Origin of the sequence: Nitrospira sp., assembly GCA_005116745.1 — a bacterium.
Classification (GTDB): domain Bacteria; phylum Nitrospirota; class Nitrospiria; order Nitrospirales; family Nitrospiraceae; genus Nitrospira_D.
In genome coordinates, this window is record SWDS01000006.1 from 27,508 (window position 1) to 52,518 (window position 25,011).

General features: G+C 55.5%; 20 protein-coding genes. 17 read left to right on the forward strand and 3 right to left on the reverse strand.

Going from position 1 to position 25,011, the window contains the following annotated elements; translation table 11 throughout:
* Positions 1–319: 319 nt before the first annotated feature.
* Complete coding sequence (locus tag E8D52_05650; protein ID TKB68497.1) at positions 320–1,594, reverse strand: hypothetical protein; 1,275 nt, start codon at positions 1,592–1,594, stop codon at positions 320–322.
* A gap of 571 nt (positions 1,595–2,165) precedes the next feature.
* Here E8D52_05650 and E8D52_05655 point away from each other — a divergent pair.
* The 17 genes from E8D52_05655 (at position 2,166) to E8D52_05735 (ending at position 22,451) form a co-directional block, all read left to right on the forward strand.
* On the forward strand, positions 2,166–2,633 hold the full coding sequence (locus E8D52_05655; GenBank protein ID TKB68498.1) for a hypothetical protein: 468 nt from the start codon (positions 2,166–2,168) through the stop codon (positions 2,631–2,633).
* A 170-nt stretch (positions 2,634–2,803) separates the two neighbouring features.
* On the forward strand, positions 2,804–2,992 hold the full coding sequence (locus E8D52_05660) for a DUF2892 domain-containing protein (protein TKB68499.1): 189 nt from the start codon (positions 2,804–2,806) through the stop codon (positions 2,990–2,992).
* Positions 2,993–3,062: 70 nt separating this feature from the next.
* Positions 3,063–4,265, forward strand: a complete 1,203-nt coding sequence (locus E8D52_05665; GenBank protein ID TKB68500.1) for an efflux RND transporter periplasmic adaptor subunit — start codon at positions 3,063–3,065, stop codon at positions 4,263–4,265.
* A gap of 92 nt (positions 4,266–4,357) precedes the next feature.
* Positions 4,358–7,684, forward strand: a complete 3,327-nt coding sequence (locus E8D52_05670; protein ID TKB68501.1) for an efflux RND transporter permease subunit — start codon at positions 4,358–4,360, stop codon at positions 7,682–7,684.
* A 184-nt stretch (positions 7,685–7,868) separates the two neighbouring features.
* Entirely contained in the window at positions 7,869–9,431 is a 1,563-nt protein-coding gene (locus E8D52_05675) for a PAS domain S-box protein (protein TKB68502.1), read from the forward strand.
* 68 nt (positions 9,432–9,499) lie between these two features.
* The gene (locus tag E8D52_05680; GenBank protein ID TKB68503.1) at positions 9,500–10,165 is read left to right on the forward strand and encodes a response regulator transcription factor; all 666 of its coding nucleotides are present in this window, start codon (positions 9,500–9,502) and stop codon (positions 10,163–10,165) included.
* 224 nt (positions 10,166–10,389) lie between these two features.
* A complete protein-coding gene (locus E8D52_05685; GenBank protein ID TKB68504.1) occupies positions 10,390–10,854 on the forward strand; it encodes a response regulator transcription factor in 465 nt (154 codons plus the stop codon).
* Positions 10,855–11,078: 224 nt separating this feature from the next.
* Entirely contained in the window at positions 11,079–12,281 is a 1,203-nt protein-coding gene (locus E8D52_05690; protein ID TKB68505.1) for an acetate/propionate family kinase, read from the forward strand.
* Positions 12,282–12,301: 20 nt separating this feature from the next.
* Positions 12,302–14,701 (forward strand): phosphoketolase family protein, encoded by a 2,400-nt coding sequence (locus tag E8D52_05695; GenBank protein ID TKB68506.1) that lies wholly within the window; start codon positions 12,302–12,304, stop codon positions 14,699–14,701.
* 167 nt (positions 14,702–14,868) lie between these two features.
* The gene (locus tag E8D52_05700; GenBank protein ID TKB68507.1) at positions 14,869–15,837 is read left to right on the forward strand and encodes a DUF1207 domain-containing protein; all 969 of its coding nucleotides are present in this window, start codon (positions 14,869–14,871) and stop codon (positions 15,835–15,837) included.
* A 47-nt stretch (positions 15,838–15,884) separates the two neighbouring features.
* Positions 15,885–17,711: an ATP-dependent zinc metalloprotease FtsH gene (gene hflB / locus E8D52_05705; GenBank protein ID TKB68508.1), complete on the forward strand. Its 1,827-nt coding sequence runs from the start codon at positions 15,885–15,887 to the stop codon at positions 17,709–17,711.
* On the forward strand, positions 17,708–18,826 hold the full coding sequence (locus tag E8D52_05710; protein ID TKB68509.1) for an ABC transporter permease: 1,119 nt from the start codon (positions 17,708–17,710) through the stop codon (positions 18,824–18,826). Before hflB ends, E8D52_05710 begins: the two co-directional genes overlap by 4 nt.
* Positions 18,827–18,942: 116 nt before the next feature.
* Complete coding sequence (locus E8D52_05715) at positions 18,943–19,749, forward strand: ATP-binding cassette domain-containing protein (GenBank protein ID TKB68510.1); 807 nt, start codon at positions 18,943–18,945, stop codon at positions 19,747–19,749.
* A 104-nt stretch (positions 19,750–19,853) separates the two neighbouring features.
* Positions 19,854–20,816: an MCE family protein gene (locus tag E8D52_05720; GenBank protein TKB68511.1), complete on the forward strand. Its 963-nt coding sequence runs from the start codon at positions 19,854–19,856 to the stop codon at positions 20,814–20,816.
* Positions 20,817–20,837: 21 nt separating this feature from the next.
* The gene (locus E8D52_05725) at positions 20,838–21,479 is read left to right on the forward strand and encodes a hypothetical protein (GenBank protein TKB68512.1); all 642 of its coding nucleotides are present in this window, start codon (positions 20,838–20,840) and stop codon (positions 21,477–21,479) included.
* Positions 21,434–21,976: a hypothetical protein gene (locus E8D52_05730; protein TKB68513.1), complete on the forward strand. Its 543-nt coding sequence runs from the start codon at positions 21,434–21,436 to the stop codon at positions 21,974–21,976. Before E8D52_05725 ends, E8D52_05730 begins: the two co-directional genes overlap by 46 nt.
* Before the next feature lie 40 nt (positions 21,977–22,016).
* Positions 22,017–22,451, forward strand: coding sequence for an OsmC family peroxiredoxin (locus E8D52_05735; protein ID TKB68514.1), 435 nt, complete (start codon positions 22,017–22,019; stop codon positions 22,449–22,451).
* An 80-nt stretch (positions 22,452–22,531) separates the two neighbouring features.
* Here the strand turns inward: E8D52_05735 and E8D52_05740 are convergent, their stop codons facing one another.
* Together E8D52_05740 and E8D52_05745 are read right to left on the reverse strand one after the other, a co-directional pair.
* Positions 22,532–23,311: a 4'-phosphopantetheinyl transferase superfamily protein gene (locus tag E8D52_05740; GenBank protein TKB68515.1), complete on the reverse strand. Its 780-nt coding sequence runs from the start codon at positions 23,309–23,311 to the stop codon at positions 22,532–22,534.
* A gap of 15 nt (positions 23,312–23,326) precedes the next feature.
* Complete coding sequence (locus E8D52_05745; GenBank protein ID TKB68516.1) at positions 23,327–24,988, reverse strand: cyclic peptide export ABC transporter; 1,662 nt, start codon at positions 24,986–24,988, stop codon at positions 23,327–23,329.
* Positions 24,989–25,011: the final 23 nt, after the last annotated feature.

Genomic DNA, 25,011 nt, shown 5'->3' on the forward strand with positions numbered 1-25,011 from the left:
ACTATTAGTATTTCAATCAACATCGAACTCGCGTAAGGTGCCTCGCTTCCATTCGAGACCCCCAGTGCATTCCACTTCACGCAGCGTGTTCGGAACTGGCAGGACTGTCGCGAAGCAGGACGGGACACCCATATTCATGAAATCCCAAGAGGATTTGTCCGCCGGTGCAAGAGATCCGTGGTTTACGAAGCCAACGTGAGGATCGTCGAAGTGCGGCCCGGCGCCGCCTGTCCAATCAGTTCTGGGGTGCTGGAGAAACCAGGGAATGGCGTCCCTCATCGCGAGCAGATGGGATGCCTCGATCGAGACCATCAAAAAGCTATGGAGTCTTTGCGCAGCGAAACCCGTAGCCGAATTGCCGACCAGATGGATCGGCATTGAAACGGAACGAGGAACGCAGAGACTCCTGAACATACAGCCAGTTACCGCCCCGTACGACTTTAGACTTGCCCGTTGTCGGTCCTTGAGGATTCTTCGTTGGGCTCTTTCTGTAATAGTCATGGTCATACCAGTCGTTGACCCATTCCCAGACATTTCCGGCCATGTCGTAGATACCGTAGGGGCTCTTGCCTAATTCGAACATCCCCACCGGAACTAAGGCCATATGATAAGCCCATTCCTTCTTGCCGAAATTGGCGTGAAGCCTGGTGGGTGGCTCGTTGCCCCAGGGATAGAGGCGGCCATCCGTTCCTCGTGCCGCCTTTTCCCACTCGGCTTCGGTCGGCAGACGCTTGCCGGCCCATTTGCAGTACGTGGCTGCATCCGACCAGCTGACGTTCACGACTGGCCGCTTCTGATGTTGGGGCTGGTGCATGATGTCCCATTCCGGTGGTGCCTCCACGTCCGTCGCCTCCAAATACTTGGCATACTGTCCCACCGTTACCGCATACTTGTCCATGGAGAAGGCGTTGAGGTAGACGCGATGCACGGGCTTTTCGTCCGCTTTCAGGGTACTCCCCATCGTGAATTCCCCTGCTGGCACCAGCGCCATCGGTACGCTGCGGGGATCGGTTGGGAACGCCTCTCCTGCTGACCTGTCTGGTTTCAGACTATCCGGCGAGGTAGTCGACCGTCGCCCAGGGAATTTCGCTTGTAATTGTTGATAGACGGCCTGTTGCTCGTTATTGAGGCCCAGCTCATGAGCGCCGTCCAGGGCCTCCTCCGCCTGCTTCCTCTTGTCGGGCTGAGCCTGCCCACCGGCCAGCAGACTCTTCGCTTTCTCCAGCAAGCGCCACGCTGTCACTTCCTCCAGCGACTGCCACACCTTCATTTTACTTAACCGTGGTTCCCTCGTCCCCGTGATCCTGGATTTCGCATCCAGATGTAACGCGGTCTCGTAATGTTCTTCCGCGCAGTCCCAGGCTGCTAATCCCCGGCAGGCCTCAGCCAGGTTGAAATGAGCCTGCACATGAGACGAATTCTTGATGAGCCCTGCCTCCAACGTCGCGCGCGCTTCGGCATACTGTTTGTTCTTTAGGAGATTTTCCCCTTTGGCGAAGTCCTGCTCACCAGTCTCGGCCGCCGGCGCCGCCATGGAGTTGGCGGTCATGTTCAAACATATGACAAAACCCAGCACCCCTAGCGTCTGTCTCATCAACGCGTCCCTCCTACTTGTGACTGCTTTATGGCAGTGGGCCTTGCCTATTGGTACAGAGCACCGACCGTCGTCGTGAATACAGCCTTCATGGTCGGAAAGATACCATAACGTGACCTAAGCATAAAGAAGACTGAGCGAACGACCACATTTTGCAGGTTGATGGTTGATGAATGTGGGTTCGCTATAGGGCTTCGGCGAGTATAGAGAGTCTCTCCCGGTTGGTCTGCAGCATGAAGGGAACCAATCACCCTGAGACGGAACACCATGCCGGCTATGAGAGCCTTATCTCTGTTCCTCATATCTGGCCTTCCTCCTCCAAACTCAGACTGTCGCCTTCTGGGACAAAGGTTCGGCGGCTCCTGTCGCAAAGGGCGACTCTTGTCGATCATTGCTGGTATCGTTCTGCGGAACTGGTCAATTTCAAAGGCTGAATGTTAGGTGCTCTTGACCCACCCCACGGTTCCCTCCTTGCAATCTACACGAACTGACTGGTCGAAGAGCTGGCTTAATTGTGTAGAGAGATGGCGGGTATTGCTCCGACAATGAGCAGAAAGGCAAAGCAACAGACATGAAATCGCGCTGGTGCATGGTGGCCGTTGTTCTCTGGATCATGACCATCGCTGTTCTGGGATGGTTCTTTGTTAAGGGTTTGACGGCGAAGGGAAGCGACGGCCGCACGGAAATACTGCTGGCAGCCGCTGAACGCGATCACATCCTTGCGGAAATGCGACACCTTTTGAAAGCCGTGGACGGCGTCGTCAGGGAACTGGGAGAGCCGAAGCCTGATCTGAAGCAAATGGAAGCAGCGGCCAGGGCCGTCGGAATGCACATGGCTGCGGATACGGAGCCGGCCATCATGGCCAAGCTGCCGCTGCCGTTTAAGCAGATGGGCATGTCGATCCACAAAGACATGGATGCGTTGGCCGATGCAATTATACAGAATGAGACACCCCAACAGATTTTACAACGGCTGTCGAGCATGATGGCCCGCTGTACGACCTGTCATGACATGTATAGATTCAAAGCGAGCGAGTAGCTGTCAACGATGGACAACCAGGAAGAGAGGAGAAGAGCCAAAATTTTGAGAAGGCGACTCTCGATGCAATCACAATGGGGAAGCGAGAAGTCATTGGGTTAAGGCCCCTCCCAGCCTGAATCCTTTCCTCAACCGGTGCCTCACATAGGCGAGAGGAAAGGAGGACGCTGATGAAACTCAACGAACGTTTACGGTTGATTGCCGGTGTCTTTGTGCTGGCCTCGGTCATTTTGGGCGCGACCGTCCACCCCTACTGGAATTATTTCGCTGCCTTTGTGGCGGTGAATCTCATCCAATCGGCCTTTACCGGCTGGTGTCCGATGATGGCCTTCCTGCGCAAGCTCGGCGTGCAAGAATAAGCGTGACTTTCTGGTGAGTTGTCTTATTCTTGAATGATGGGTACGCCGTTCCGGATCTGGTGCAATACACATGACAATCCCTTTGGATCTGAAAGACGCGTTCGAGACTGAGCAGACCCTTCGGAACATGATTGAGACTCGAAAGGTCTACTTCGATCACAATCCCTTCTATGTGAGAGATGGATCAGGGAGTATCGTCCAAATAAGGTTCAGTCCAGGGAAGCAGATACTCGTTGTACTGTTGCTGCTGTTGGCTGGCTGCGGATCCAAAGAAGAGCCGGCCACCACGGTGGTGTCAGCTGCTCCACAGAAGACTATTCAGGCTGTGGTATTCGAGGTCCAACAGACTTCGGTGCCGATTCGCGTTGAAGTGACCGGCCAAGTTGCTCCGATCTTCCAAGCCACGCTCTCCAGTCGTATCCAAGGAACCATCGATACCTTACTGGTTCGGGAAGGCTCGAAGGTCTCCAAGGGGCAGCTCTTGATCCAGCTGGACAGCAGAGACCTCCAGGCAGATTTGGCCCGTGCCAATGCGGAGGTCGACAATGCAAAGGCGCACCTCGACCGTATGAACCAGCTGTATGCTCAAGATGCGGTCTCGAAGCAGGAAATGGAAAATGCAACCAGAGGGAATAGCGTGGCGGACGCCAATTGCAGAACGGTGGAGGCTCAACTGAGCTATACGATGGTAAGAGCTCCATTCAATGGCATTATCACCGAGAAAAAAGTGGAGGCAGGAGAATTAGCTTCACCAGGTCAGCCTCTACTCAAAATGGAAGATCCTCTACATCTTCGTCTGGAAGCCACGGTAGCGGAAGGAGATCTGAAGTCGGTTTCTCGCGGGAACAATATTCCGGTCGTCATTGATGCCTTGGGAGGCCAAGCCTTGGCCGGTCTTGTCAGTCAAATTCTGCCTGCCGGCGACCCGCACACGCACACCTTTATGGTCAAGGTTGATTTGCCGAGGACAGTCGGACTGAAGACCGGCATGTTCGGTCGGTTCCAGCTTGATACAGGCGCAACTCAAACCATGCTCATCCCATCAACAGCCGTCGTCGAGCGGGGTGAACTCACCAGCCTCTTTGTTGTTGGGGAGGATCGGATTGCGCGACTCCGGTGGGTCAAAATCGGACGGCACTTCGAGAAGGATGTGGAGATTCTCTCTGGCGTCAACGTGGGTGAACGAGTGTTGGTGGGCGGACATCAGGGAGTTGATGGAGTCACGGTGGAGATTGTAGAGACGGCGGCCTCTCTGTTGGGACGAACCCCGTGATGCGTATCTTCTCCTTCAGCATGGTGGGGTTCAGCAAACCTATCTAGCCACGATCCGTCCTGCACGTCGGAGATACGAACGACGGTTGACCAATGACAGACTACCGACCAGGCCTTTCAGGCCGCATCGCGGCCCTCTTTATCCATAGCAAGCTCACGCCGCTCATCATTCTTGGCGTGTTGTTGCTGGGTCTCTTTGCTGTGGCCGTCACGCCTCGTGAGGAGGAACCGCAGATCGTGGTTCCGATGGCCGATGTCTGGCTGCCGTTTCCCGGCGCGTCCGCCAAGGTCGTTGAAGAACAACTGACGAAACCATTCGAGCGCAAACTCTCCGAGATCAAAGGCGTCGAGTATGTCTACTCGATCTCGCGTCCCGGTGGCGCGTTGATTATAGTTCGCTTCTATGTCGGCCAGCCGATGGAACAGAGCCTGGTCGATCTCTACGACAAGTTGATGTCGAACCAAGATCTCTTGCCGCCTGGTGCCGAACCCTTTCTGGTCAAGCCTAAGGATGTCAACGACGTGCCGATCGTCACCCTCACGTTCTCCAGTGCTCGCTACGGAGAATTCGAGCTTCATCGCCTGGCCGAACAGGTATTGGAGGAGGTCAAGAAGGTGTCTGGTACCTCGGCCGGGTTCATCGTCGGCGGACGGCCGCGCGAGCTACGCATCCAGATCGATCCGGCCAGATTGAAGGCCTACGGACTGACGCCTCTGCGGATTGCGACCGTTGTGCGCGGAGAGAATCGGGCCTTGTCGACCGGCCGCTTCGAGAGCCGCAATCAAAGTTTGCTCGTGGAGACTGGCCGATTCATCCGGTCACGCGAAGATCTGGAGAGATTGGTGGTCGGTGTCAGTGAGCAGCGCCCGGTATATCTACGCCAAGTGGCGGATGTGACAGATGGTTCGGCGGAAGCGACGAGCTATGTCTGGTTCGGTTTGGGTGCCGGAAGCGCCGGTGAAACGTCACACGTCAAACGTGAGGCGGAACTGACAGACGACGCTTCACGAGATAGGCTTCGCGAATTTCCCGCAGTCACCGTGGCTATCGCCAAGCAGGCCAGCATGAACGCAGTGACCGTTGCCGCGGACGTGATCCGCAAAGTCAAGGATATGAAAGGCGTGACCATTCCATCGGACGTGCGGGTGACGGTCACCCGTGATTACGGAGAAACGGCACAGGAGAAGTCGAATGAACTCTTGTGGCATTTGCTCATCGCCGTCGTCGCCGTGGTGATCTTTCTTGGAGTTGCCTTGGGACCGAGACCGGCTCTTGTCGTGTCCCTTGCGATTCCGCTCACCCTCGCGTTGACGTTGTTCACGTCGATGCTGATCGGCTACACGATTAACCGCGTGACGCTCTTTGCCCTCATCTTTTCAATCGGCATCCTCGTGGATGACGCGATCGTGGTGGTCGAGAATACCTACCGGCATCTGAAGATGCGTCTCAGGCCCCATGACGAAGCCTCTATCCATGCCGTCGACGAAGTTGGCAATCCCACGATCCTGGCGACATTTACCGTCATCGCCGCCCTCCTGCCCATGGCGTTCGTGTCCGGGTTGATGGGACCCTATATGAGACCGATTCCAGTCAACGCCTCCATTGCCATGTTCTTCTCGCTACTGGTCGCGTTCGTCGTGATTCCTTGGTTTTGCCAGACCTGCTATCGCCCGGGAGTCGTCGTTTCGGGTGTCGATCATGAAGGCGACGAACATGGAATAACGGCCCGAATCTATCGACGAGTCCTTTCTCCGTTACTGGCCCATCCGATGCTTGCGTATGCCTTTCTAGGGATTATTGGACTGTTGCTCGTGGCGTCGACCCTGTTGTTCTACACCCGTCATGTCGTGGTGAAAATGCTCCCCTTCGATAACAAGAGTGAACTCCAACTGGTGATCGACATGCCGGAAGGGACGACACTTGAAGAGACCGCACGGGTCACGCAGGCGCTGGGACGATATGTGAAGACGATACCGGAAGTGCGGGATTATCAGGCCTATGTCGGCACGGCGTCGCCCTTTAACTTCAGCGGCTTGATACGCCACTACTATTTGAGGGAACAGCCTCACGAGGCCGACATTCAGCTCAATCTGGTCGCGAAACAGGACCGAGCCTCCCAAAGTCATGAGATCGCTCAACGGATTCGCCCACCGGTGCAACAGATCGCTCGTGAATACGGAGCGAACGTGAAGATCGTCGAAGTGCCGCCGGGGCCGCCTGTGCAATCAGTGCTGGTGGCCGAAGTCTACGGTCCCGATTACGGGAGGCAACTCGCTGTCGCTCGCGAGATTCGAACGCTGTTCGAATCCACGCCAGGAGTGGTCGATGTGGATGATTATATTGAGGCGGATCAAGTGAAATACGTCTTCGCGGTCGATCGGGCGAAAGCGGCCCTCGCCGGTATTCCATCCGAGGATATTGTGAACACGCTGCGTATGGCGCTCCAGGGGACGAAGGTCGGGCTGGTCCATATCCCTCAGGAGAAGAGTCCAGTTCACATCGTACTCCGCCTGCCGCTCGCCGAGCGAACCGGCCTAGAGCATCTGGGTGAGATCGGGCTGCGGACGAGTGGCGGCAGCATCGTCCAACTGTCAGAATTGCTCAAGCTTGAGCAAACAGTCCAAGACAAAGCAATTTATCACAAGAACCAAAAGCCGGTGGTCTACGTGGTCGCGGATGTCGGCGGCCCAGGAGCAGAGCAAGCAGAAAGTCCCGTGTACGGTGTTCTCGGAGTGGGGAAAAAGCTGGAAGAGTTTCGACCGGCAGAAGGATATCAGATCGAGCAGTCCTATGCCTCGCAGCCGTGGTCGGAAGAGAAGATCGCCATGAAGTGGGATGGCGAATGGCACATCACGTATGAAACATTCCGCGACATGGGGATTGCGTTTGCCGTGGCGATGTTGCTGATCTATCTCCTGATCGTTGGGCAGTTCCAATCGTTCATGACTCCGTTGATCATCATGGCTCCTATCCCGCTCACGCTGATCGGCATTCTGCCTGGGCATTGGTTGACCGGTTCGTACTTCACCGCCACGTCCATGATCGGCTTCATCGCGCTCGCCGGCATCATTGTGAGGAACTCCATCCTCCTGGTCGATTTCATTCAGCTGCAAGAACGGGCGGGGGTTGCATTGTCAGAAGCCGTCATCAAGGCGGGCGCGATTCGGACGCGTCCCATCGTACTGACTGCGGCGGCATTGATGGTAGGGGCCTTCGTCATCATTCTCGATCCCATCTTCCAAGGGCTGGCTGTCTCGCTGCTCTTTGGTGTCGGCGCTTCGACATTGCTGACCCTCGTCGTGATTCCGGTGCTGTACTACCATGTGATGGGGAGGCCACGAGGGTCAAGTCCTGAGGGTAATCATGCGACGCTGGGAAACGGAGAGATACCGTCTCTCGCTTCGAACGGTCACGGGTAGTTCCAGCCGTGTATAGCGCTTAGAATTGGAGAGAGGCAGCTGCGATCGGGACCCGACTGTGAGGAAGCTAGGGATTGGCCTTGGTTTGGTCGATTCTCCTACTAGGAACGAGAGTTGTTTTTCATGATGAGCGTCCACGCTCTTGTTCGGCCGTGACTCCAGGCCTAGAATTGGAGGCTGGCCTATGCCCTCCAAATCCACAAAGAACAGTCCGAGCCGACGAGCTGTGCGTGGGCGAACCAGCACGCGCCCGCACTCCGGTAAGATCGAGCCGAAAGAAGACCTCTTCGACAAGGCCTTTCGTTTAAGTCCACACCCGATCGGCATCACGGAACTGGACACCGGGCGCTGTCTTGCTATCAACGATGCCTGCCTCCAGATCTATGGATTTCAGCGACACGAGGTGATTGGGAAGACGACGCTGATGTTGGGGATCTGGCCTGATCCTCAAGAACGGGCCAAGTTGATCGCTCGACTTCGATCAGAAGGTTCGGTCAGGAATGCTGAAGTGTCGATGCGGATGAAGAATAAAGACCTGCGTCACTTCCTCATCTCAACCGATCTGATCACCCTCAACGGAAAACGATGTTTGCTGACGATCGGCAGTGACATCACCGAACGCAAACAAGCCGAGGGAGCACTGCGTGAGCTCAACGAGCTGCTCGAACAGCGAGTCGCCGAACGCACGGCGGCCTTGTGCACTGTGCAGGCGAGACAACAGCTACTATTACAATCCACCCCGATGGTACTCTATGCACGTCGAACCACCGGTGACTTCAGCACGACATTCATCAGCGAGAACGTCGTCGAGCAACTTGGCTACAGCCCACATGATTTTGTGGAACATTCGGACTTTTGGGTCACCCGTCTTCATCCCGACGATCGCTCGCAGGTGCTTGCCAATTTATCAACCGTTCTTAAACAGGGGCGGCATGTCTATGAATACCGATTTCGTCATCGAGACGGGAGGTATCGCTGGTTGCACGATGAGGTGCGCATCCTTCACGATCAGGCCGACGCACCGGTTGAGCTCATCGGTTTCCAGATCGACGTCACCAGGCGCAAGCGAGCCGAGGAGGAATTGCGCCGACATCAGACGAAACTGGAGAAGCTGACCTCGAAACTGCTCACGGCGCAAGAGCTCGAACGACAACGCATTGCGCGCGACCTGCATGACGATATCACGCAACGGCTTGCCAGTCTTGCGGTCGATGCCGGCTCGCTCGAACGATTGTGTCAGTCTACGCCGGACCTGTTGCCGTACTGTCGGAATGTTCGAGAGGCGGCCGAACGGCTTGCGGATGACGTCCACACCTTCGCCTACCGGCTCCACCCCTCCAGTCTGGAACATCTAGGCCTCGAAGCGGCGATTCAGGATCATACCCACGAGTTTGCACAGCGCACGGTGCTTGCCGTTCGGTACGTCTCGCGAAACGTGTCGAAAGCGATTCCCATCGAGATGGCCACCTGCCTCTATCGCGTGACGCAAGAATCCCTCCAAAATGTGCTGAAGCATGCCGAGGCCTCGACAGTTGTGGTGCGATTGCTTGGGACGTCCAAAGGAGTCGGGGTCTGTATCCTCGATAATGGGAAAGGATTTGACGGGAAGGAAGCCCGCAGTCGTGGGCTCGGACTCCTCAGCATGGAAGAGCGGGTTCGTTTGGCGGAGGGCACGTTCCACATCAGGACGCGCCCAGGTGACGGGACGGAAGTGCATGCATGGGTCCCGCTTCCCGATGTCCGATAGGAGATCGCGTCCATAGACGCGTGGACTCCGAGCGAGCAACCGATGCTGATCCAGATGTGAGCACAACAATGAATGGAGTGACGCCGAGGCCGAGGGTGCTCTTAGCCGACGACCACAGCTTGATGCTCGCCGGTCTTCGTCGGCTGGTCGAAGAGACCTGCGAGGTCGTCGGTGCGGTAGAAGACGGCCGGGCACTGGTAGAAGCGGCTCAGCGCTTGGAGCCAGACCTGATCCTTCTGGATATCAGCATGCCGTTGCTCAATGGTATTGACGCCGCGCGTCAGATCCAGAAGCTCCATCACTCGGCCAAGCTCATTTTTCTGACCATGCATACGAGCCCGAGCTATGTGACGGAGGCGTTCCACGTCGGCGCGAGCGGCTATCTCCTGAAGCGGTCGGCCCCCATGGAGCTGCCGCTGGCGATTGAGGCCGTGCTGAAGGGGCAGCAATATTTGACGCCCTCGATCACCAAGCCGGTGCTTGCGCAGACGCTGGAGCGAGAAGAGGCACCAGCGCTCAAAGGTTCCGCAGTAGCACTCACTCCGAGGCAGCGTGAAGTCTTACAGTTAATCGGCGAAGGCAAGGGGACTAAAGCGATCGCCGCACTACTCCATGTGTCGGTCAAAACGGTAGAATTTCACAAGACCTGCCTCATGAGGCAACTAAATCTGCACACGACAGCGGAATTGATGCGCTACGCCATCACGCAGGGTCTCGCGAGTGATCAACTGTAACCTCTCCCGTCTGGGATGTCTCTAACTCAGACTCTGGCAAGGTTCTCATCGAAAGCTGGGCCATTGCCTAGTTCATAAGAAGTCTTCTTTCTTCTAGATTAGTCACTAGTAGTAAGAAAGTAAGAAGGAGAATCCATTAGAGGCCCATCCATGAGCACAATCGTTCAGGCTCAGGCTTCAAACCGTTTTCATGTCTTAGCCTGATGAGCCAATAGGAGAGCCGTATGCCGACATATGCAGTCTCCCATGCGCAGAGTTCCATCGCTGACCGGACGAAGATGAAATCTATTCGCGTGCTTCTGGTGGACGACCACTTCCTCGTCCGACAAGGATTACGGAACTATTTGAGCCATCATCTCGACATTGAATTGGTGGGTGAGGCCAGGGATGGGGAAGAGGCAGTGAAGCTGATAGACCTGCTCAAGCCCGATGTCGTGGTGATGGACATTCACATGCCGAGAATGAACGGTATTGAAGCGACAGAATCCATCATGCGAAAGCATCCACACCTACAGGTCATTGGCCTCTCATTTTACGTCGGAAATGGAAATCGAGAAGCATTCTTGGATGCCGGTGCCTGCCTGTTGCTCGACAAGGGAACGGCGCATGCACACCTGCCCCATGCGATTTATCAGGCGGTCGACAAGAGCCTCGATGTTGGCTCGCCCGGTCGCTGTTCCCTCGCATAGTGGAAGAGCAGCCAAAAGGGCGCGCACAGTTCTCCTCAAACTACACACACCTAATCCCCTGACCTGTTGCCTTCTGCGACAGTGGTGGTGTTCTCTCTGTCCCAAGTTTCCCCTGCGCGCAGGCCTCCCACGCTACCATCGACAATAATGTTATCTGTGGGTGTTAGGAGTATCGATATCGCAGTTGAAGCAGATACTGTATAGACTAGGCATCAAGGATAACCATGACACAGCTTGATCCTATCGGCTCGATTTTGGTGATCAATGGAGGATCGTCGACGCTCAAGTTTGCGCTCTTTCGCATCGGGACGGCTCCAGTTCGTGAGCTGACGGGTTCGATCGATCGCATCGGATCACCGGAAGCAACACTGAGCTGGGCGCCTGAGGGAGCCGGCACCATCGGGCCTCAGTCGGTCGACGCTCCGAACCATGCTGCCTGCATTCAGCTCCTGCTAACTTGTATCGCCGACCGGTTGAGACACTGTCCAGTGGTCGCGATCGGACATCGGGTCGTGCATGGTGGCCAGCACTATCGTGCTCCACAACCACTGACGTCGGCTGTGATGGACGAGCTGCAGAGGTTGAGTTCCAGCGATCCAGAACATCTCCCGGGTGAGATCGAATTAATCCAGTGGTTTGCGCAACGGTACCCGCATCTCCCGCAAGTCGCCTGCTTCGACACGGCATTTCACCGCGACATGCCGCGTGTGGCTCGTCTCTTCTCGATTCCCCGACGGTATGAAAAGTTGGGCCTTCAACGATACGGATTTCATGGCCTGTCCTATGCCTTTCTCATGAGAGAACTAGAGCGGGTCGGTGCGCCACACGAAGTCAGCGGTCGCGTCATCATGGCTCATCTTGGCAATGGCGCGAGCATGGCGGCGGTCAAAAATGGACGAGCGGTCGACACGACCATGGGTTTTACGCCGACCTCCGGCCTGCCGATGAGCCGCCGATCGGGGGATCTCGACCCTGGCCTTGTGTCCTATCTGGCTCGTACGGAAGGCATGACCGTGGATCGGTTCCATCGGATGGTCAACGCCGAGTCTGGCTTGCTCGGGGTCTCGGAGACCAGTTCCGATATGCGCGATCTCCTTAAGGAGGAACGGAACGATGCCAGAGCAGCCGAGGCGGTCGCGCTGTTTTGTTATCACGCGAAAAAAGCCATCGGTTCGTTGGCTGCGGCCTTGGGCGGGTTGGATACACTGGTCTTCAGTGCGGGTATTGGAGAACACTCGCCGATCGTACGAGCGAGGATCTGTGAAGGATTGGAATTTCTCGGTATCGCCATCGATTCTACGCGCAACGAGGCCGATGAGGCCGTGATTTCTAGCGAAGGCAGTAGGGTGACCGTGCGAGTCATTCATACGGATGAAGAAAGTGAGATTGCCCGGTCCGTGCTAGAGATGATCAGCGCCGAGTCGTGACGAAGCAGTAGGAGGGGACGATGCCACGAACAAAGCCGAAGATGTTGAATCAGGACCAACTAAAGAAATTGGACGCCTATTGGCGAGCGGCCAATTATCTGTCGGTCGGACAGATCTATCTCTACGACAACCCGTTACTCAAGAAATCGCTCGCGCGGACTCATATCAAGCCACGTCTGCTCGGCCATTGGGGCACGACGCCGGGCCTGAATTTTATCTATGTGCATCTGAACCGCATCATCACGCAACACGATCTCAATATGATCTATATCGCCGGTCCCGGCCACGGCGGACCTGGGTTGGTCGCAAACGCCTACCTCGAAGGGACCTACAGCGAAGTCTATCCGGATGTCTCGCAAGACGAGCAAGGCATGAAACGATTGTTCAAACAGTTTTCGTTTCCCGGTGGCATTCCCAGCCATGTGGCGCCGGAGACGCCTGGTTCCATACACGAGGGTGGTGAATTGGGCTACTCTCTTTCCCACGCCTATGGCGCGGTGTTCGACAATCCAGATCTGATTGCCGCCTGTGTGGTGGGCGACGGTGAGGCGGAGACCGGCCCACTGGCGACGAGTTGGCATTCCAATAAGTTTCTCAACCCAGTCACCGATGGGGTGGTCCTGCCGATTCTTCATCTGAACGGGTACAAAATTGCCAATCCCACAGTCTTGGCCCGTATCAGCCATGACGAGCTCGATCACCTTTTCCGCGGCTACGGCTATCAACCCTATTTTGTCGAAGGACGCGATCCTCTGGCCATGCATCGGCTCATGGTGGCGACGCTCGATGCGGTCGTGAAGGACATTCAACGGATTAAGGCTGACGCGCGCAGAGCGACGGCTGTGCAGCGCCCGCTCTGGCCCATGATTGTGCTCCGCACGCCAAAGGGCTGGACCTGTCCTCCGCAGATCGACGGCAAGCGGACGGAAGACTCCTGGCGATCCCATCAAGTCCCGATGGGTGACATGGGCAAACTGGCACACGTCAAGATTCTTGAGCAATGGATGAAAAGCTACAAGCCTCAGGACCTGTTCGACAAGTCGGGGCGATTCAAGTCTGAGCTAGCCGCATTCGCCCCTAAGGGACATCGACGCATGAGCGCCAATCCTCATGCGAACGGCGGACTGCTGTTGAAAGATCTGCGCTTGCCGGATTTCCGCAGGTATGCCGTCGCCGTGAAGAAGCCTGGTGCCGTTGAAGCCGAGGCGACCCGCATCATGGGAGCGTTTCTACGGGACACGATGAAGATCAATATGGAGCACCGGAACTTCCGCCTCTTTAGCCCGGATGAGAACAATTCCAACCGCTGGCAGGATGTCTTGGACGTCACCAATCGTGCTTGGATGGCAGAACGCCATTCCTACGATGATCACCTAGCGCCGGACGGACGGGTGATGGAGATGCTGAGTGAGCACCAGTGCCAGGGATGGTTGGAAGGCTATCTGTTGACGGGCCGGCACGGCTTCTTTTCCTGCTATGAAGCCTTCATCCACATTATCGACTCGATGTTCAACCAACATGCCAAGTGGCTCAAGGTCTGTAACCACATTCCATGGCGACGACCTATTGCCTCACTGAATTATTTGTTGTCCTCCCATGTCTGGCGGCAGGATCACAATGGGTTCAGCCATCAAGATCCTGGGTTTATCGATCACGTGGTCAACAAGAAAGCCGAGGTGATCCGGGTCTATTTGCCACCCGATGCCAATACGTTGCTGTCTGTCACCGACCACTGTCTACGCAGTCGCAACCATGTGAACGTCATCGTGGCCGGCAAGCAGTCGGCACCACAATGGCTCGACATGGATGCTGCGGTGAAACACTGCATAGCCGGGATCGGCATTTGGGAATGGGCCAGCAACGATCGGAACGGTGAACCGGACGTGGTCATGGCCTGTTGCGGCGATGTACCGACGATGGAAACGCTGGCGGCCGTCTCCTTACTGCGGTCCTATCTGCCAGGCGTGAAAGCGCGAGTGGTCAACGTGGTGGATCTCATGAAGCTGCAACCTTCCACTGAACATCCGAACGGATTGTCCGACAAAGATTTCGATGCGCTGTTTACGACGGACAAGCCGATTATCTTCGCGTTCCACGGCTATCCCTGGCTGATCCACCGATTGACCTATCGGCGAACCAATCACAAGAACCTGCATGTGCGAGGGTACAAAGAAGAAGGGACTACGTCGACCCCGTTCGATATGGTGGTGATGAACGATCTGGATCGCTTTCATCTCGTTGCTGATGTCATCGACCGGATCCCGCTGCGTGGCTCTCGGGCCGACTATGCCAAGCAGGCGCTTCGTGACAAACGCATCGAACACAAACAGTACATTGCGGAGCATGGCGAAGACATGCCGGAGATCAGCCAGTGGAAGTGGAGTGGGAGCCGAACGTCTGTTCAGAAGACAACTCGATAAACATCACAGAGGGTGGTCTCATCCGAGGTCTGTTCAACCAGGCCTTGTGAATTCAGCCAACCACCCTCCAAAAACACATGAATGTCTTCTCGTAAATATGCTATCGAAAAGAGCTGTGTACAGCGTACAGTGTGCCTCTTTTAAGAATATCACAGTGGAGGAAAGGAATGGGCCGGAGGGTGCTGTCTTGCGATCGATGGATTGTTGGAATACTTTCTCTTATGTGTCTGCTGGTAGGACCAGCCTATGCGGATGATTCAAATAACAAGAAGCCGGATGATCTGAAGCCGAAGGAGCTGCTTGATTGTCGGTATGGGCAGAGCTATGAGAAAACTGATGGGGAAACTATAGGGGAAGCGTTTCCTTCCGACGATGTCTTTCGCCCGCTCATGGCGGATCCCAAGCAACCGCAGTTCTTTGCGAACTGGCGATCAACGCGATCGCGCACCGACCGCACCAACTCCAACATCGGGTCGGTGGCGATTGGAGAAAACTTTGGCTTTTATACAAGGCGGGAAGGATGCAATGGGTGGCAGATCAGCCTGCTCACCGGAATTTTTGCTCAATTCGACTTAGATGAAAAGAACGCCCAATTGATCAACACGGACTTTAATGTCGGGATCCCGATTACATGGCGCTCTGGAAATTGGTCCGCACGACTGCGCTATTATCACCAAAGCAGCCACATCGGCGATGAGTTTTTGGCGGCCAACCCAGGATTCAAGGCGATCACGTTTATTCTTGAGGAGGTGGACGCGATCCTTTCCTACGACTACCGATGGCTGCGCCTCTACGGAGGAGGAGGGTATTTGGTCCATCGCGAACCGACCATCATCGACCGCGGGAAGATCCAGTGGGGATTCGAAGCACGGGCTCCTTCGATGCGAACGCGGATTTTGGAACCGTTCCTCAACCAGGTGATCGTGACACCCGTGCTATCGGCGGATTTCAAGTCGATACAAACACACGAGTGGATCATCGACACCAATGTGCTCGGGGGGGTTGAATGGTCCCGGACGGGTTCCCACCGTCGTTTCCGGATCATGGCGACCTATTTCCACGGCCATAATCCATATGGACAATTCTTCAACCAGAAGATCGAATCGATAGGACTTGGGGCCTACTTCATGTTTTAGCGGCTCTCAGGTCGCGACCCCCGTATTCTTGAAAAGGATTCAGAACGATGAATAAAACAACCTCCTTTTCCATTTGGTACGTGCTCCTCGCCATCATGGCCGTGGTGCTCGTACATGATTTCATCCTTGCCCTGAATAAGGTCGAGGAGCTTCCCTACAGTCAGTTTAAGAGTTTGGTAGTGACTGGGAAAGTGGCGGAAGTCTCCGTGACCAGCCGCATCCTGACCGGCAAGTTGAAGGCCGAAGGCGAATCCAAAGAGCAGAAAGCCTTTACGACCGTGCGCGTCGACGATCCAGACCTGGTCCGCGAACTCAACCAACACGGGGTTACGTTCACCGGTGTCATTGAATCCACGTTTTGGCGTGATGTTTTATCCTGGGTGATCCCGGTTGCTCTCTTCGTCGGTATCTGGTTCTTCATTCTAAAACGATTTGGACAGGCTCAGGGTGGCTTCATGCAGGTGGGGCAATCCAAAGCGAAGATCTACGTCGAGAAGGACATTAAGGTCACGTTCGCGGATGTTGCCGGGGTGGACGAAGCCAAAGAAGAACTGGGTGAGGTGATCGAGTTCCTGAAGACGCCGGAGAAGTTCACCAAACTTGGCGGCAAGATTCCCAAGGGCATACTCCTTGTCGGTCCACCCGGGACCGGCAAGACGTTGCTGGCTCGTGCGGTGGCCGGTGAGGCTGGGGTGACGTTCTTTAGCATCAGCGGCTCGGAGTTCGTCGAAATGTTCGTCGGGGTCGGGGCGGCCCGGGTCCGTGATCTCTTCGATCAGGCCAAGCTGAAAGCCCCCTGCATTATTTTCATTGATGAGTTGGATGCGCTCGGAAAAGCCCGTGGCGCGGGGCCCATGGGGCATGAGGAGCGGGAACAAACGCTCAATCAGCTGCTGGTCGAGATGGACGGCTTTGATCCTCGCATCGGCGTCATTCTCATGGCCGCGACCAATCGCCCCGAGATTCTTGATCCTGCGTTGCTGCGGGCCGGCCGATTCGATCGTCATGTGGTGGTGGACCGTCCGGACAAGATCGGTCGCCTTGCCATTCTTCGTGTGCATGCCAAACAGGTGACACTGGGCCCCGACGCGGATCTGGAAAACATCGCTGCGATGACGCCCGGGTTCTCCGGAGCAGATTTGGCGAACATCATCAATGAGGCGGCGTTGCTGGCGGTGCGGCGCGGCAAGGATCAGGTCGGTTTTTCAGAATTGCAGGAGGCGGTCGAGCGAGTCATTGCCGGCTTGGAGAAGAAGAATCGCGTCCTGAATAAGATGGAGAAAGAGCGGGTGGCTTACCATGAGACGGGTCATGCCCTCGTCGCCATGTCCTTGCCAGGGATGGATCAGGTACAGAAGATCTCGATCATTCCGCGCGGCGTGGCGGCTCTTGGCTATACCTTGCAACTTCCGACAGAAGACCGGTTTCTGATGACGAAATCGGAATTGGAGAATAAGGTTGCCGTGCTACTCGGTGGGAGGATCGCTGAAGAAACAATTTTTGGGGAAGCCTCCACGGGGGCGCAGAATGATCTGCTCAAGGCTACCGACATTGCGAAAAGTATGGTGAAGGTTTATGGAATGAGCGAGAAGCTCGGTGCGATCACCTTGGAGCGAGAACGACAGTCTCAATTCCTCCAACTTCCGGTTGCGTCGGAACGAGGGGACTACTCCGAAGAGACTGCGCGTGAAATCGATTGTGAAGTGAGGCGGATCATTGACGAGCAGTACGGACGGGTGAAGTCCTTGCTGGAGGAGAACAAAGCCGCTCTGCAACAGGGGGCCACACTGTTGTTGGAACGCGAGGTGATTACGGGCGCGGAACTGAAGGTCGTTATGGAGAATCTCTCAGCCCAGCGCCAACCGACGGAGTGAAACCCGTGAATCAGCAGGCAACCATCTCTGTCGAGGGCAATGTCATCCACTGCCGAGGGCCGTGGACGCTCCCACACTTGGCCCAGCTTGAGCGGCGAGGTCAAACGCTTCAATGGCCCACAGCACCAACGATTGTGTACGATGCTGAGGAGGTGACCGCCATGGATACAGGCGGCGCGCTCTTATTACAACGCTACTTGAATGGGGTGCGTCGTAAGGGTCAGCAGACCTTTCAGCAAGGATTAAAACCGGCATTTGCCGAGTTGCTACAGCTGATGGAGGCGCAATGGCCTCAGATTGAGCGAGATCCCACCCCTGACGTGGGATGGATGGAATGGTTGACCGGTATTCTGCGTTCTCGACAGGCATCCGCCATTCATGCCCTCGCATTCATCGGGGAAAGCACCATCGCCTTTGGCCGATCACTGATACGGCCCGGCTCCATTCGATGGCGGGCGCTCTTGCGGATCGTGGAAGTGGATGGTGTGCGGGCCTTGCCGATCACAGGCCTCCTGATGTTTCTGGTCGGTGTTGTGTTTGCCTATCAGGGTGCAGAACAACTCCGTAAGTTCGGCACGAACATTTTCATCGTGGATCTGGTCGGTATCTCGCTGTTGCGAGAGATTGCGCCATTGATCGTGGCGATCCTCATCGCCGGCCGTTCCGGGTCAGCCTATGCGGCGGAGATCGGTACGATGAAGGTCACGGAAGAATTGGATGCGGTGCGGACGCTGGGTATTTCACCCATGAACTTGCTCGTGCTGCCGCGAGCGTTTGGCCTGGTCATCGCGCTCCCTCTGTTAACGGTGTATGCGGATGTCGTAGGCGTATTCGGCGGCATGTTGATCGCGTTGGGGGAACTCAATGTGAGTTTCGTCGAGTTTGTCGCTCGATTCCAGGAAGCGGTTTCGATGCGACATTTTCTGATTGGGTTAGGGAAGGCGCCATTCTTTGCAGCGATCATCGCCTTGGTGGGCTGTTATCAAGGATTTCAGATCAGAGGTGGTGTCGACGACGTCGGCCGACACACCACCATCAGTGTCGTGCAGGGGATTTTTCTCGTAATCGTCTTCGATGCACTCTGCAGTATCTTGCTCAATTGGTGGGATCTCTAGCAGGATGTTGAAAAGCCCGCCAGCGGCGTTCTCGCCTTGCTGGACGGTCTTTTTGAACATCCTGGGTCTCTAAGTTTGTAGCGATCTGCGAGCAACGTGATAAGAGGTAGTTTCTGATGCCGTCGGTTACGAACATTGAGATACCGGTGATCGACGTGAGCCACGTCGCGACGACGTTTGGACAGACCGTCGTGCATGAGGACGTCAGTCTGTCCATACAACGGGGAGAAATCTTCGCGATTGCCGGAGGCAACGGGTGCGGCAAGACCACGCTCTTGCGGGAGATCATCGGCCTGATCACGCCCTCGGCCGGAACGATACGGCTGTTTGGATTAGATAGCCGACAATTGGAAGGTGGTGACGGTCACCCAATCTACCGCCGCTTCGGTGTGATGTTTCAGCAGGGGGGATTGTTCAGCTCATTGACGCTGGCAGAGAATGTCGCGGTGCCGTTGCGTGAACGGACGACGCTGAGTGAAGAGCTGATCCATGATATTGTGGCTGCGAAAATTGCGATGGTGGATTTGCCACCGGATAGCGCAGGAAAGTTCCCCAACCAGCTCAGCGGGGGCATGAAACGGCGGGCCGCGCTCGCCCGAGCGATTGTCATGGATCCCGAGTTGCTGTTTCTTGATGAACCGACAGCCGGGCTTGATCCCATCATTGCGGCGGGCTTCGATGATCTCGTACTCTCATTGAAGAAATTCTTGGGGCTCACGGTGGTCATGGTCACGCACGATTTGGATTCCCTGTGGCGGATCACGAATCGCGTCGCAGTGTTGGGTTGTGGGAAAGTGCTGGGGGTCGGAACGATGCAGGAGCTCTCCCAATCAGCCGACCCCGTTATTCGTGAATACTTTCATGGTCCTCGTGGGCGTGCGGCCAGTGAACAGGCGGCCTGGAATGAGGGCGCGAGGGGTTGAGCGGTAAGCAAAACAGGTTGGACACCTCCCACGTGATTGACGAATGAGGCATGTCGAATGACGAATAGAACCACAGATCGGGTAGCTCCAGCGACGGACTGACGATGGAACCAAAGGTCAATTACATTCTCGTCGGCTCGTTTGTGCTCTTTCTGGGAGCGGCTGTCCTAACCGGCATTTTGTGGTTAGGGAAGACGGACTATCGAGGTTCGTACGACCGGTATTCGGCCCATATGCAGGAGTCAGTCGCAGGGTTAAGCGTCGATTCGACTGTCAAATATCGGGGTGTCGATGTGGGCCGGGTGAAGGCCATCGCCTTGAAGTCCGACAATCCGGAGGAAGTGCTGCTGACGCTGGATATTGTGCGCGGGACACCGATCAAAACCGATACGATTGCCGTACTCGAGACCCAAGGACTCACCGGTCTGGCCACCATCAATCTAAAAGGAGGAAGTCGAGACGCTCCGCCCTTAACGGTCCTGGAAGGGCAAGACTATCCAGTGATCAAGACCGGTCCCTCTCTCTTCTTCAGATTGGACGATGCGGTTTCTCGCCTGCTGTCGGAGAAGGGTCTGAACAAGCTCCTTGCCGATATGGACTTGGCAGCAAAGGGGGCGGCAGATGTGCTCGATGAGGAGAATCGGACGGCCTTGAAGCGAACGATCAAAGACCTCTCAGATGTCGCCCAGACCGTTGTGGCTCATAAGACTCAGATCGAGCAGAGCTTGAATGGTGCAGCAAAAAGCGCTGACAATCTGGTCAAGCTGACGGCATCGTTGAATGAGCAGGTTCCTGCCTTGCTCGCGGGAATCAACAAAAGTGTCGCGGCGCTCGGTACGGCGACGGACGAACTAGCTCGCACCAGCAAGACCGTGGGAATGGTCGTCAATGAAGCCAGACCCGAGCTCCAGCAATTCACGCGGCGAACTCTGCCTGAAGCCGGTTTATTAGTGACGGAGCTCAGACAACTCACGAGTACGTTGACTCGTGTGGCCCGAGAGGTGGAGCGAGAGCCGAGCTCGTTAGTGTTTGGAAAAAAACCGTCTGTACGCGGCCCAGGCGAATAATATCGAGAAGCGTTGGGTGCTATGGCGATGATGATAGATCGGTTGAGACAAGTAGCGTGCGCGGTCTTGGTTGTGACCGCAACCGGTTGCCTGTCGCTCCGTACGGATTCTCCAGAAATCCACACGTATCAGTTGAGCCTTGACGGCTGGAACCGCGAGGCTCGCCATGATGGGATTGCGGAGTCGGTGTTGCTTGTGAGTCCGCCTCAGGCAGAGCCCGGATTTGAGACGCAGCGCATGGTGTACATGAAGCGCCCATATCAATTGGAAGCGTTTGCCGTCAATCAGTGGGCCGATAGCCCGGTGCAGATGCTTAGTCCTTTGATGATCCAGGGGCTCAATCACAGTGGGGTATGGCGGGCCGTGATTCCCCTGCCGAGCTCGATTCGAGGGGACTATCGCCTGGACTCCTCAGGATTTGTCGTACAGCAGGAGTTTCTCCAGCAACCGAGCCGCGTCAGAGTGACGATCCGTGCGCAATTCGTCGACCTGAAAGAGTCCATGATTGTGGGAGCGCGGGCCTTTGAAGTGGTCGAGAATGCTCCGAGCGAGAATGCCTACGGAGGTGTGCTGGCCGCCAACCGCGCCGTGGCTGGATTGCTCGACCAGATCGTGGCATGGCTTCGGCAATGTGTAGAACATTCGCCCGAGTGCAGTCGTTAAAAGGGTGGAGGCGGAATGACGAGGCACCGCCGGTGAGTGAGAATATTTCGTGGAAATGGGTCCTGCTCTCGATCGCGTGCTGTGCCTGCCTGATGTTTGAGCGACAGGCCTGGGGGGTGGAGCCGGTATCGGAACATTCAGCAAATCAGCAGCACCGTGTCGTCATGCATCTCAATTCAGGCGACGACAAAGTCCAACGGGGCGCGCTGAATAATATCAGGAACCTCTACCAGGAATTAGGGACACACAACCTCACACTTGAGCTAGTCGTGCATGGGGCAGGCCTCCCGTTACTGCTCAAGAAGGGCACGGCATTTGCTGTTGAATTGGCTGATTTAAAGAAGACATACGGCGTGAACTATACGGCCTGTTCCAATACCATGAAGACGATGCAGGTGATGCGGGAAGATTTAATCAGCGAAGTAGGCGAGACGGTGCCGGCGATAGTCAGGCTTCTCGAACGACAAGAACAAGGCTGGGCCTATATCAAACCCTAGCCAAGAGCGGGCAGTCGGTATCCTCAGCAGAGGAGCGCACATGGACCAGAAGAGCAAAGTGTACATCTATCACACTGCGGTGAAGTGGACCGAGCAACGTAAAGGGGTCATCTCCTGTGAAGGGAAACCTGATGTGGAAGTGGCGACTCCGCCGGAGTTCAAGGGGCATGAGGGCATTTGGTCTCCTGAAGATCTCTTTGTGGCCTCCGCGAACATCTGTTTGATGACGACGTTTCTAGCCGTGGCGGAGCGAGCTGGACTCGCCTTCTCTGCCTATGAAAGCGCGGCGGAAGGTCGATTGGAGTTGGTGGAGGGGAAATTTCAATTCACCACCATCACGATCAGGCCTTCCATCACTTTGAAGTCTGGGGAGGATGCGGGTAAAGCCAAGGAGCTGATTGAAAAAGCCGAGCGGAATTGTTTGATTTCCAACTCGATGAAAGCCGCAGTAATCGTGGAGCCGGTCATTCACTAGCACTGCAGAACTCCTTGTCACTGAGGCTTGTGTTGGTGAGCACGAAAGTGGAGTTGGAGGTTACAGTCAACGGAGAGCGTTTACTCCTGCTCCAGATCGAACTGTATAACCGAGTCTAAGCTCTGGGCAGCCACCGCTGCTTCCCATCCTTTTTCACAAGGGAGAAGGCGAACTCGGAACGTATCCGTGAACTGTGCACCCAATCGGGCTTGAATTTCTGTGTTGGCTCCGTCGGTCTCAAGAAGTATTTCGCAGTCGGGCAGTCCCCGGAGACCGATACCTTGCGCCTTGAGCAGTGCCTCTTTCGCAACCCAGTAGCGGAAGAATCTCGCGGCGCGTTGTTCCTCAGGAGCCTCCATGATCGCCATGTGTTCGGAATGAGTAAAATAGCGCTTGGATAATTTTGCAACCTCGACTTCTGGACGAACACATTCAAGATCCACTCCAACTTCCTGCACCTGTGAGACTGCGATGAGCGCACGGCCATAGGCATGAGACAAATTGAACGTGATCGCTGACCGATCTCGTAGTTCCCTCATCAGAAAGGGCTTGCCTGTTGCACTGCGCTCCAGCGCGACCACATCCGGAGTGATTCCAAGGTACCTACTCAGCACTACTCTCAAGCCTCCGTGAGCCAGCACGTAACGCTGCCGGATATCGTCCCGAACAAGGCGCGCCGCTTGGTGCCGCTCGCTTTCATTCAACCAGCTGGTGCATTGCTCCAGACAGCGCTGCGATCCGTCGAGCTCGATCCCCCACAGATGAACGGTGTTCGATGAAAGATAGATATGATTTCGCCGACGTGTATCGGCTAGGCGCTCAAGTGATTGGAACGAGATCAGCATCTTGCAGTTCCACATGTACACGTCCCGACATCATGTTGTCATCCTTGCGTCGCTGTCCTTCACATGCTCCACAATCTTCCCGTCATCCAATTTAATGACCTGGTTGCCGAGATGGAAATACCGGTCATCGTGAGTAATCACGATGACCGTTTTCCCTCGCGCGCGTAGGTCTGGAAGCAATGTCTTGTAAAACACCTCCTTGTACTGCGGATCTTGATCCGCCGCCCATTCATCAAACACGTAGATCGAGCGATCCTCCAGGTAGGCCGTAATAAGCGCCAACCGTTTGCGTTGTCCTTGAGAGAGATCAAGGGTTGAGAAGGTGCGATCGCGTACAGTGACTTTGTGATCCAAATGCAGCAATCGCAAGTATTGAGGCGTGAGGCTATGGACCTGAGAATCCGAATGACCAAGGAGTTTCTTGAAGAGGTAAAAGTCTGAAAATATGACTGAGAAGTGTTCGCGGTACCACTCTCGATTGGCATCAGTGATCATCGTACCAGCCAGTTTCACGTCTCCTCGTAGCGGCTGATACAACCCCGAAAGAACTTTTACGAGTGTGGATTTCCCGCTTCCATTCCCTCCGATGATGAACACCAATTCGCCTGGACATAACTCGAGGCTGATGGGACCCAGCGTGAAGGGCGTTTCGGCATCAGTATCTTGCCCGTAAGAAAACACGACATCGGTCCATTGCACGATGGGAGAGCTCTCAGGCTCGAGACCTATCAGGTGTCTCGTCTGGACGTCCTCTGGACAGACATCCAGCGATATGCCCAATCGTTCAATATTTTCCAATGCCACTTGACCTCGTTCGAGAGTTGGTGCCGTACTGATGATGCTCGAAATGGGGCCCATCATATAGATCATGGCGACAATGTATCCAGTCAGTGCCTCTGAAGAGATAAGCCCAAAAGATGGAAATAGGAAAATGATGAAACCGATGAGGGAGTAGAGGGAGACCGCATTCCAGGCTCCAAGCAGCGCTTGTATCCGCGTTGCTTCCAGATTCGTCTTTCTATAGAGTTCTGCCGCTCCTCGCACTTCCTCATCGACAAACTCCTGTCGCCGCGCCCGATGCATCAACAGCTCCTTTAGCCCGTCGGTGAGTGAGCGAAATCGCTGAAACAACTCAGCTCTGGCATCACGGGATGCGGCAATGATGTCGCGGACACTGGTGTGTAACCACTGATGTACTACGACGCTCACGACAGCAACTCCGAGCACTGCTAGAAATACGCTCCATGACAACCAAGCAAGGAAGATTCCGCAGCCCAACACAAGTGCGCCATTCATGAGAAAACTAGGGAAACATTGGATTGCCCAGGTAACCCAACTCACGTCATCCGTTAAGGTGACTAGAATATGGTTGGCCCCTCGTTGCTCGGAACGAAGTAGCGGAGCCCGCAGGATCTTTGCGCAGAGAGACAACGAGAGGTCCAGGATTGTGTCTTGTGAAAAGCGGACGAGCAGAACCTGGGATCCAAGGTTTGCCAGAATCTTGCTGGCGACAAGGCCGACAAACCCTAGCAGTACAAGAAGGGAATGGTCAGAGGGATGATGAACCACATAATTGATGAGGGCTAAGACTCCGGCGCTCAATAGCCCAGACAGGACGCCGACACAGAGCATGAGCCAGGCCATGGAGCTCGACCGTTGCACGATAAAGCGGAAAAATCGTCCAAAGGGCATCGTTGACTAGCCTCACTGCCACC

Bases quoted from the DNA above. Each gene is read 5' to 3' on its own strand.
- E8D52_05655 (TKB68498.1), top strand. From the start codon at position 2,166: ATGAAATCGCGCTGGTGCATGGTGGCCGTTGTTCTCTGGATCATGACC.
- E8D52_05730 (TKB68513.1), top strand. From the start codon at position 21,434: ATGGCTTCGGCAATGTGTAGAACATTCGCCCGAGTGCAGTCGTTAAAA.
- E8D52_05650 (TKB68497.1), bottom strand. From the start codon at position 1,594: ATGAGACAGACGCTAGGGGTGCTGGGTTTTGTCATATGTTTGAACATG.
- E8D52_05680 (TKB68503.1), top strand. From the start codon at position 9,500: ATGAATGGAGTGACGCCGAGGCCGAGGGTGCTCTTAGCCGACGACCAC.
- E8D52_05690 (TKB68505.1), top strand. From the start codon at position 11,079: ATGACACAGCTTGATCCTATCGGCTCGATTTTGGTGATCAATGGAGGA.
- E8D52_05695 (TKB68506.1), top strand. From the start codon at position 12,302: ATGCCACGAACAAAGCCGAAGATGTTGAATCAGGACCAACTAAAGAAA.
- E8D52_05735 (TKB68514.1), top strand. From the start codon at position 22,017: ATGGACCAGAAGAGCAAAGTGTACATCTATCACACTGCGGTGAAGTGG.
- E8D52_05685 (TKB68504.1), top strand. From the start codon at position 10,390: ATGCCGACATATGCAGTCTCCCATGCGCAGAGTTCCATCGCTGACCGG.
- E8D52_05740 (TKB68515.1), bottom strand. From the start codon at position 23,311: ATGTGGAACTGCAAGATGCTGATCTCGTTCCAATCACTTGAGCGCCTA.
- E8D52_05715 (TKB68510.1), top strand. From the start codon at position 18,943: ATGCCGTCGGTTACGAACATTGAGATACCGGTGATCGACGTGAGCCAC.
- E8D52_05725 (TKB68512.1), top strand. From the start codon at position 20,838: ATGGCGATGATGATAGATCGGTTGAGACAAGTAGCGTGCGCGGTCTTG.
- E8D52_05665 (TKB68500.1), top strand. From the start codon at position 3,063: ATGACAATCCCTTTGGATCTGAAAGACGCGTTCGAGACTGAGCAGACC.
- E8D52_05720 (TKB68511.1), top strand. From the start codon at position 19,854: ATGGAACCAAAGGTCAATTACATTCTCGTCGGCTCGTTTGTGCTCTTT.
- E8D52_05745 (TKB68516.1), bottom strand. From the start codon at position 24,988: ATGCCCTTTGGACGATTTTTCCGCTTTATCGTGCAACGGTCGAGCTCC.
- E8D52_05660 (TKB68499.1), top strand. From the start codon at position 2,804: ATGAAACTCAACGAACGTTTACGGTTGATTGCCGGTGTCTTTGTGCTG.
- hflB (TKB68508.1), top strand. From the start codon at position 15,885: ATGAATAAAACAACCTCCTTTTCCATTTGGTACGTGCTCCTCGCCATC.
- E8D52_05700 (TKB68507.1), top strand. From the start codon at position 14,869: ATGGGCCGGAGGGTGCTGTCTTGCGATCGATGGATTGTTGGAATACTT.
- E8D52_05670 (TKB68501.1), top strand. From the start codon at position 4,358: ATGACAGACTACCGACCAGGCCTTTCAGGCCGCATCGCGGCCCTCTTT.
- E8D52_05675 (TKB68502.1), top strand. From the start codon at position 7,869: ATGCCCTCCAAATCCACAAAGAACAGTCCGAGCCGACGAGCTGTGCGT.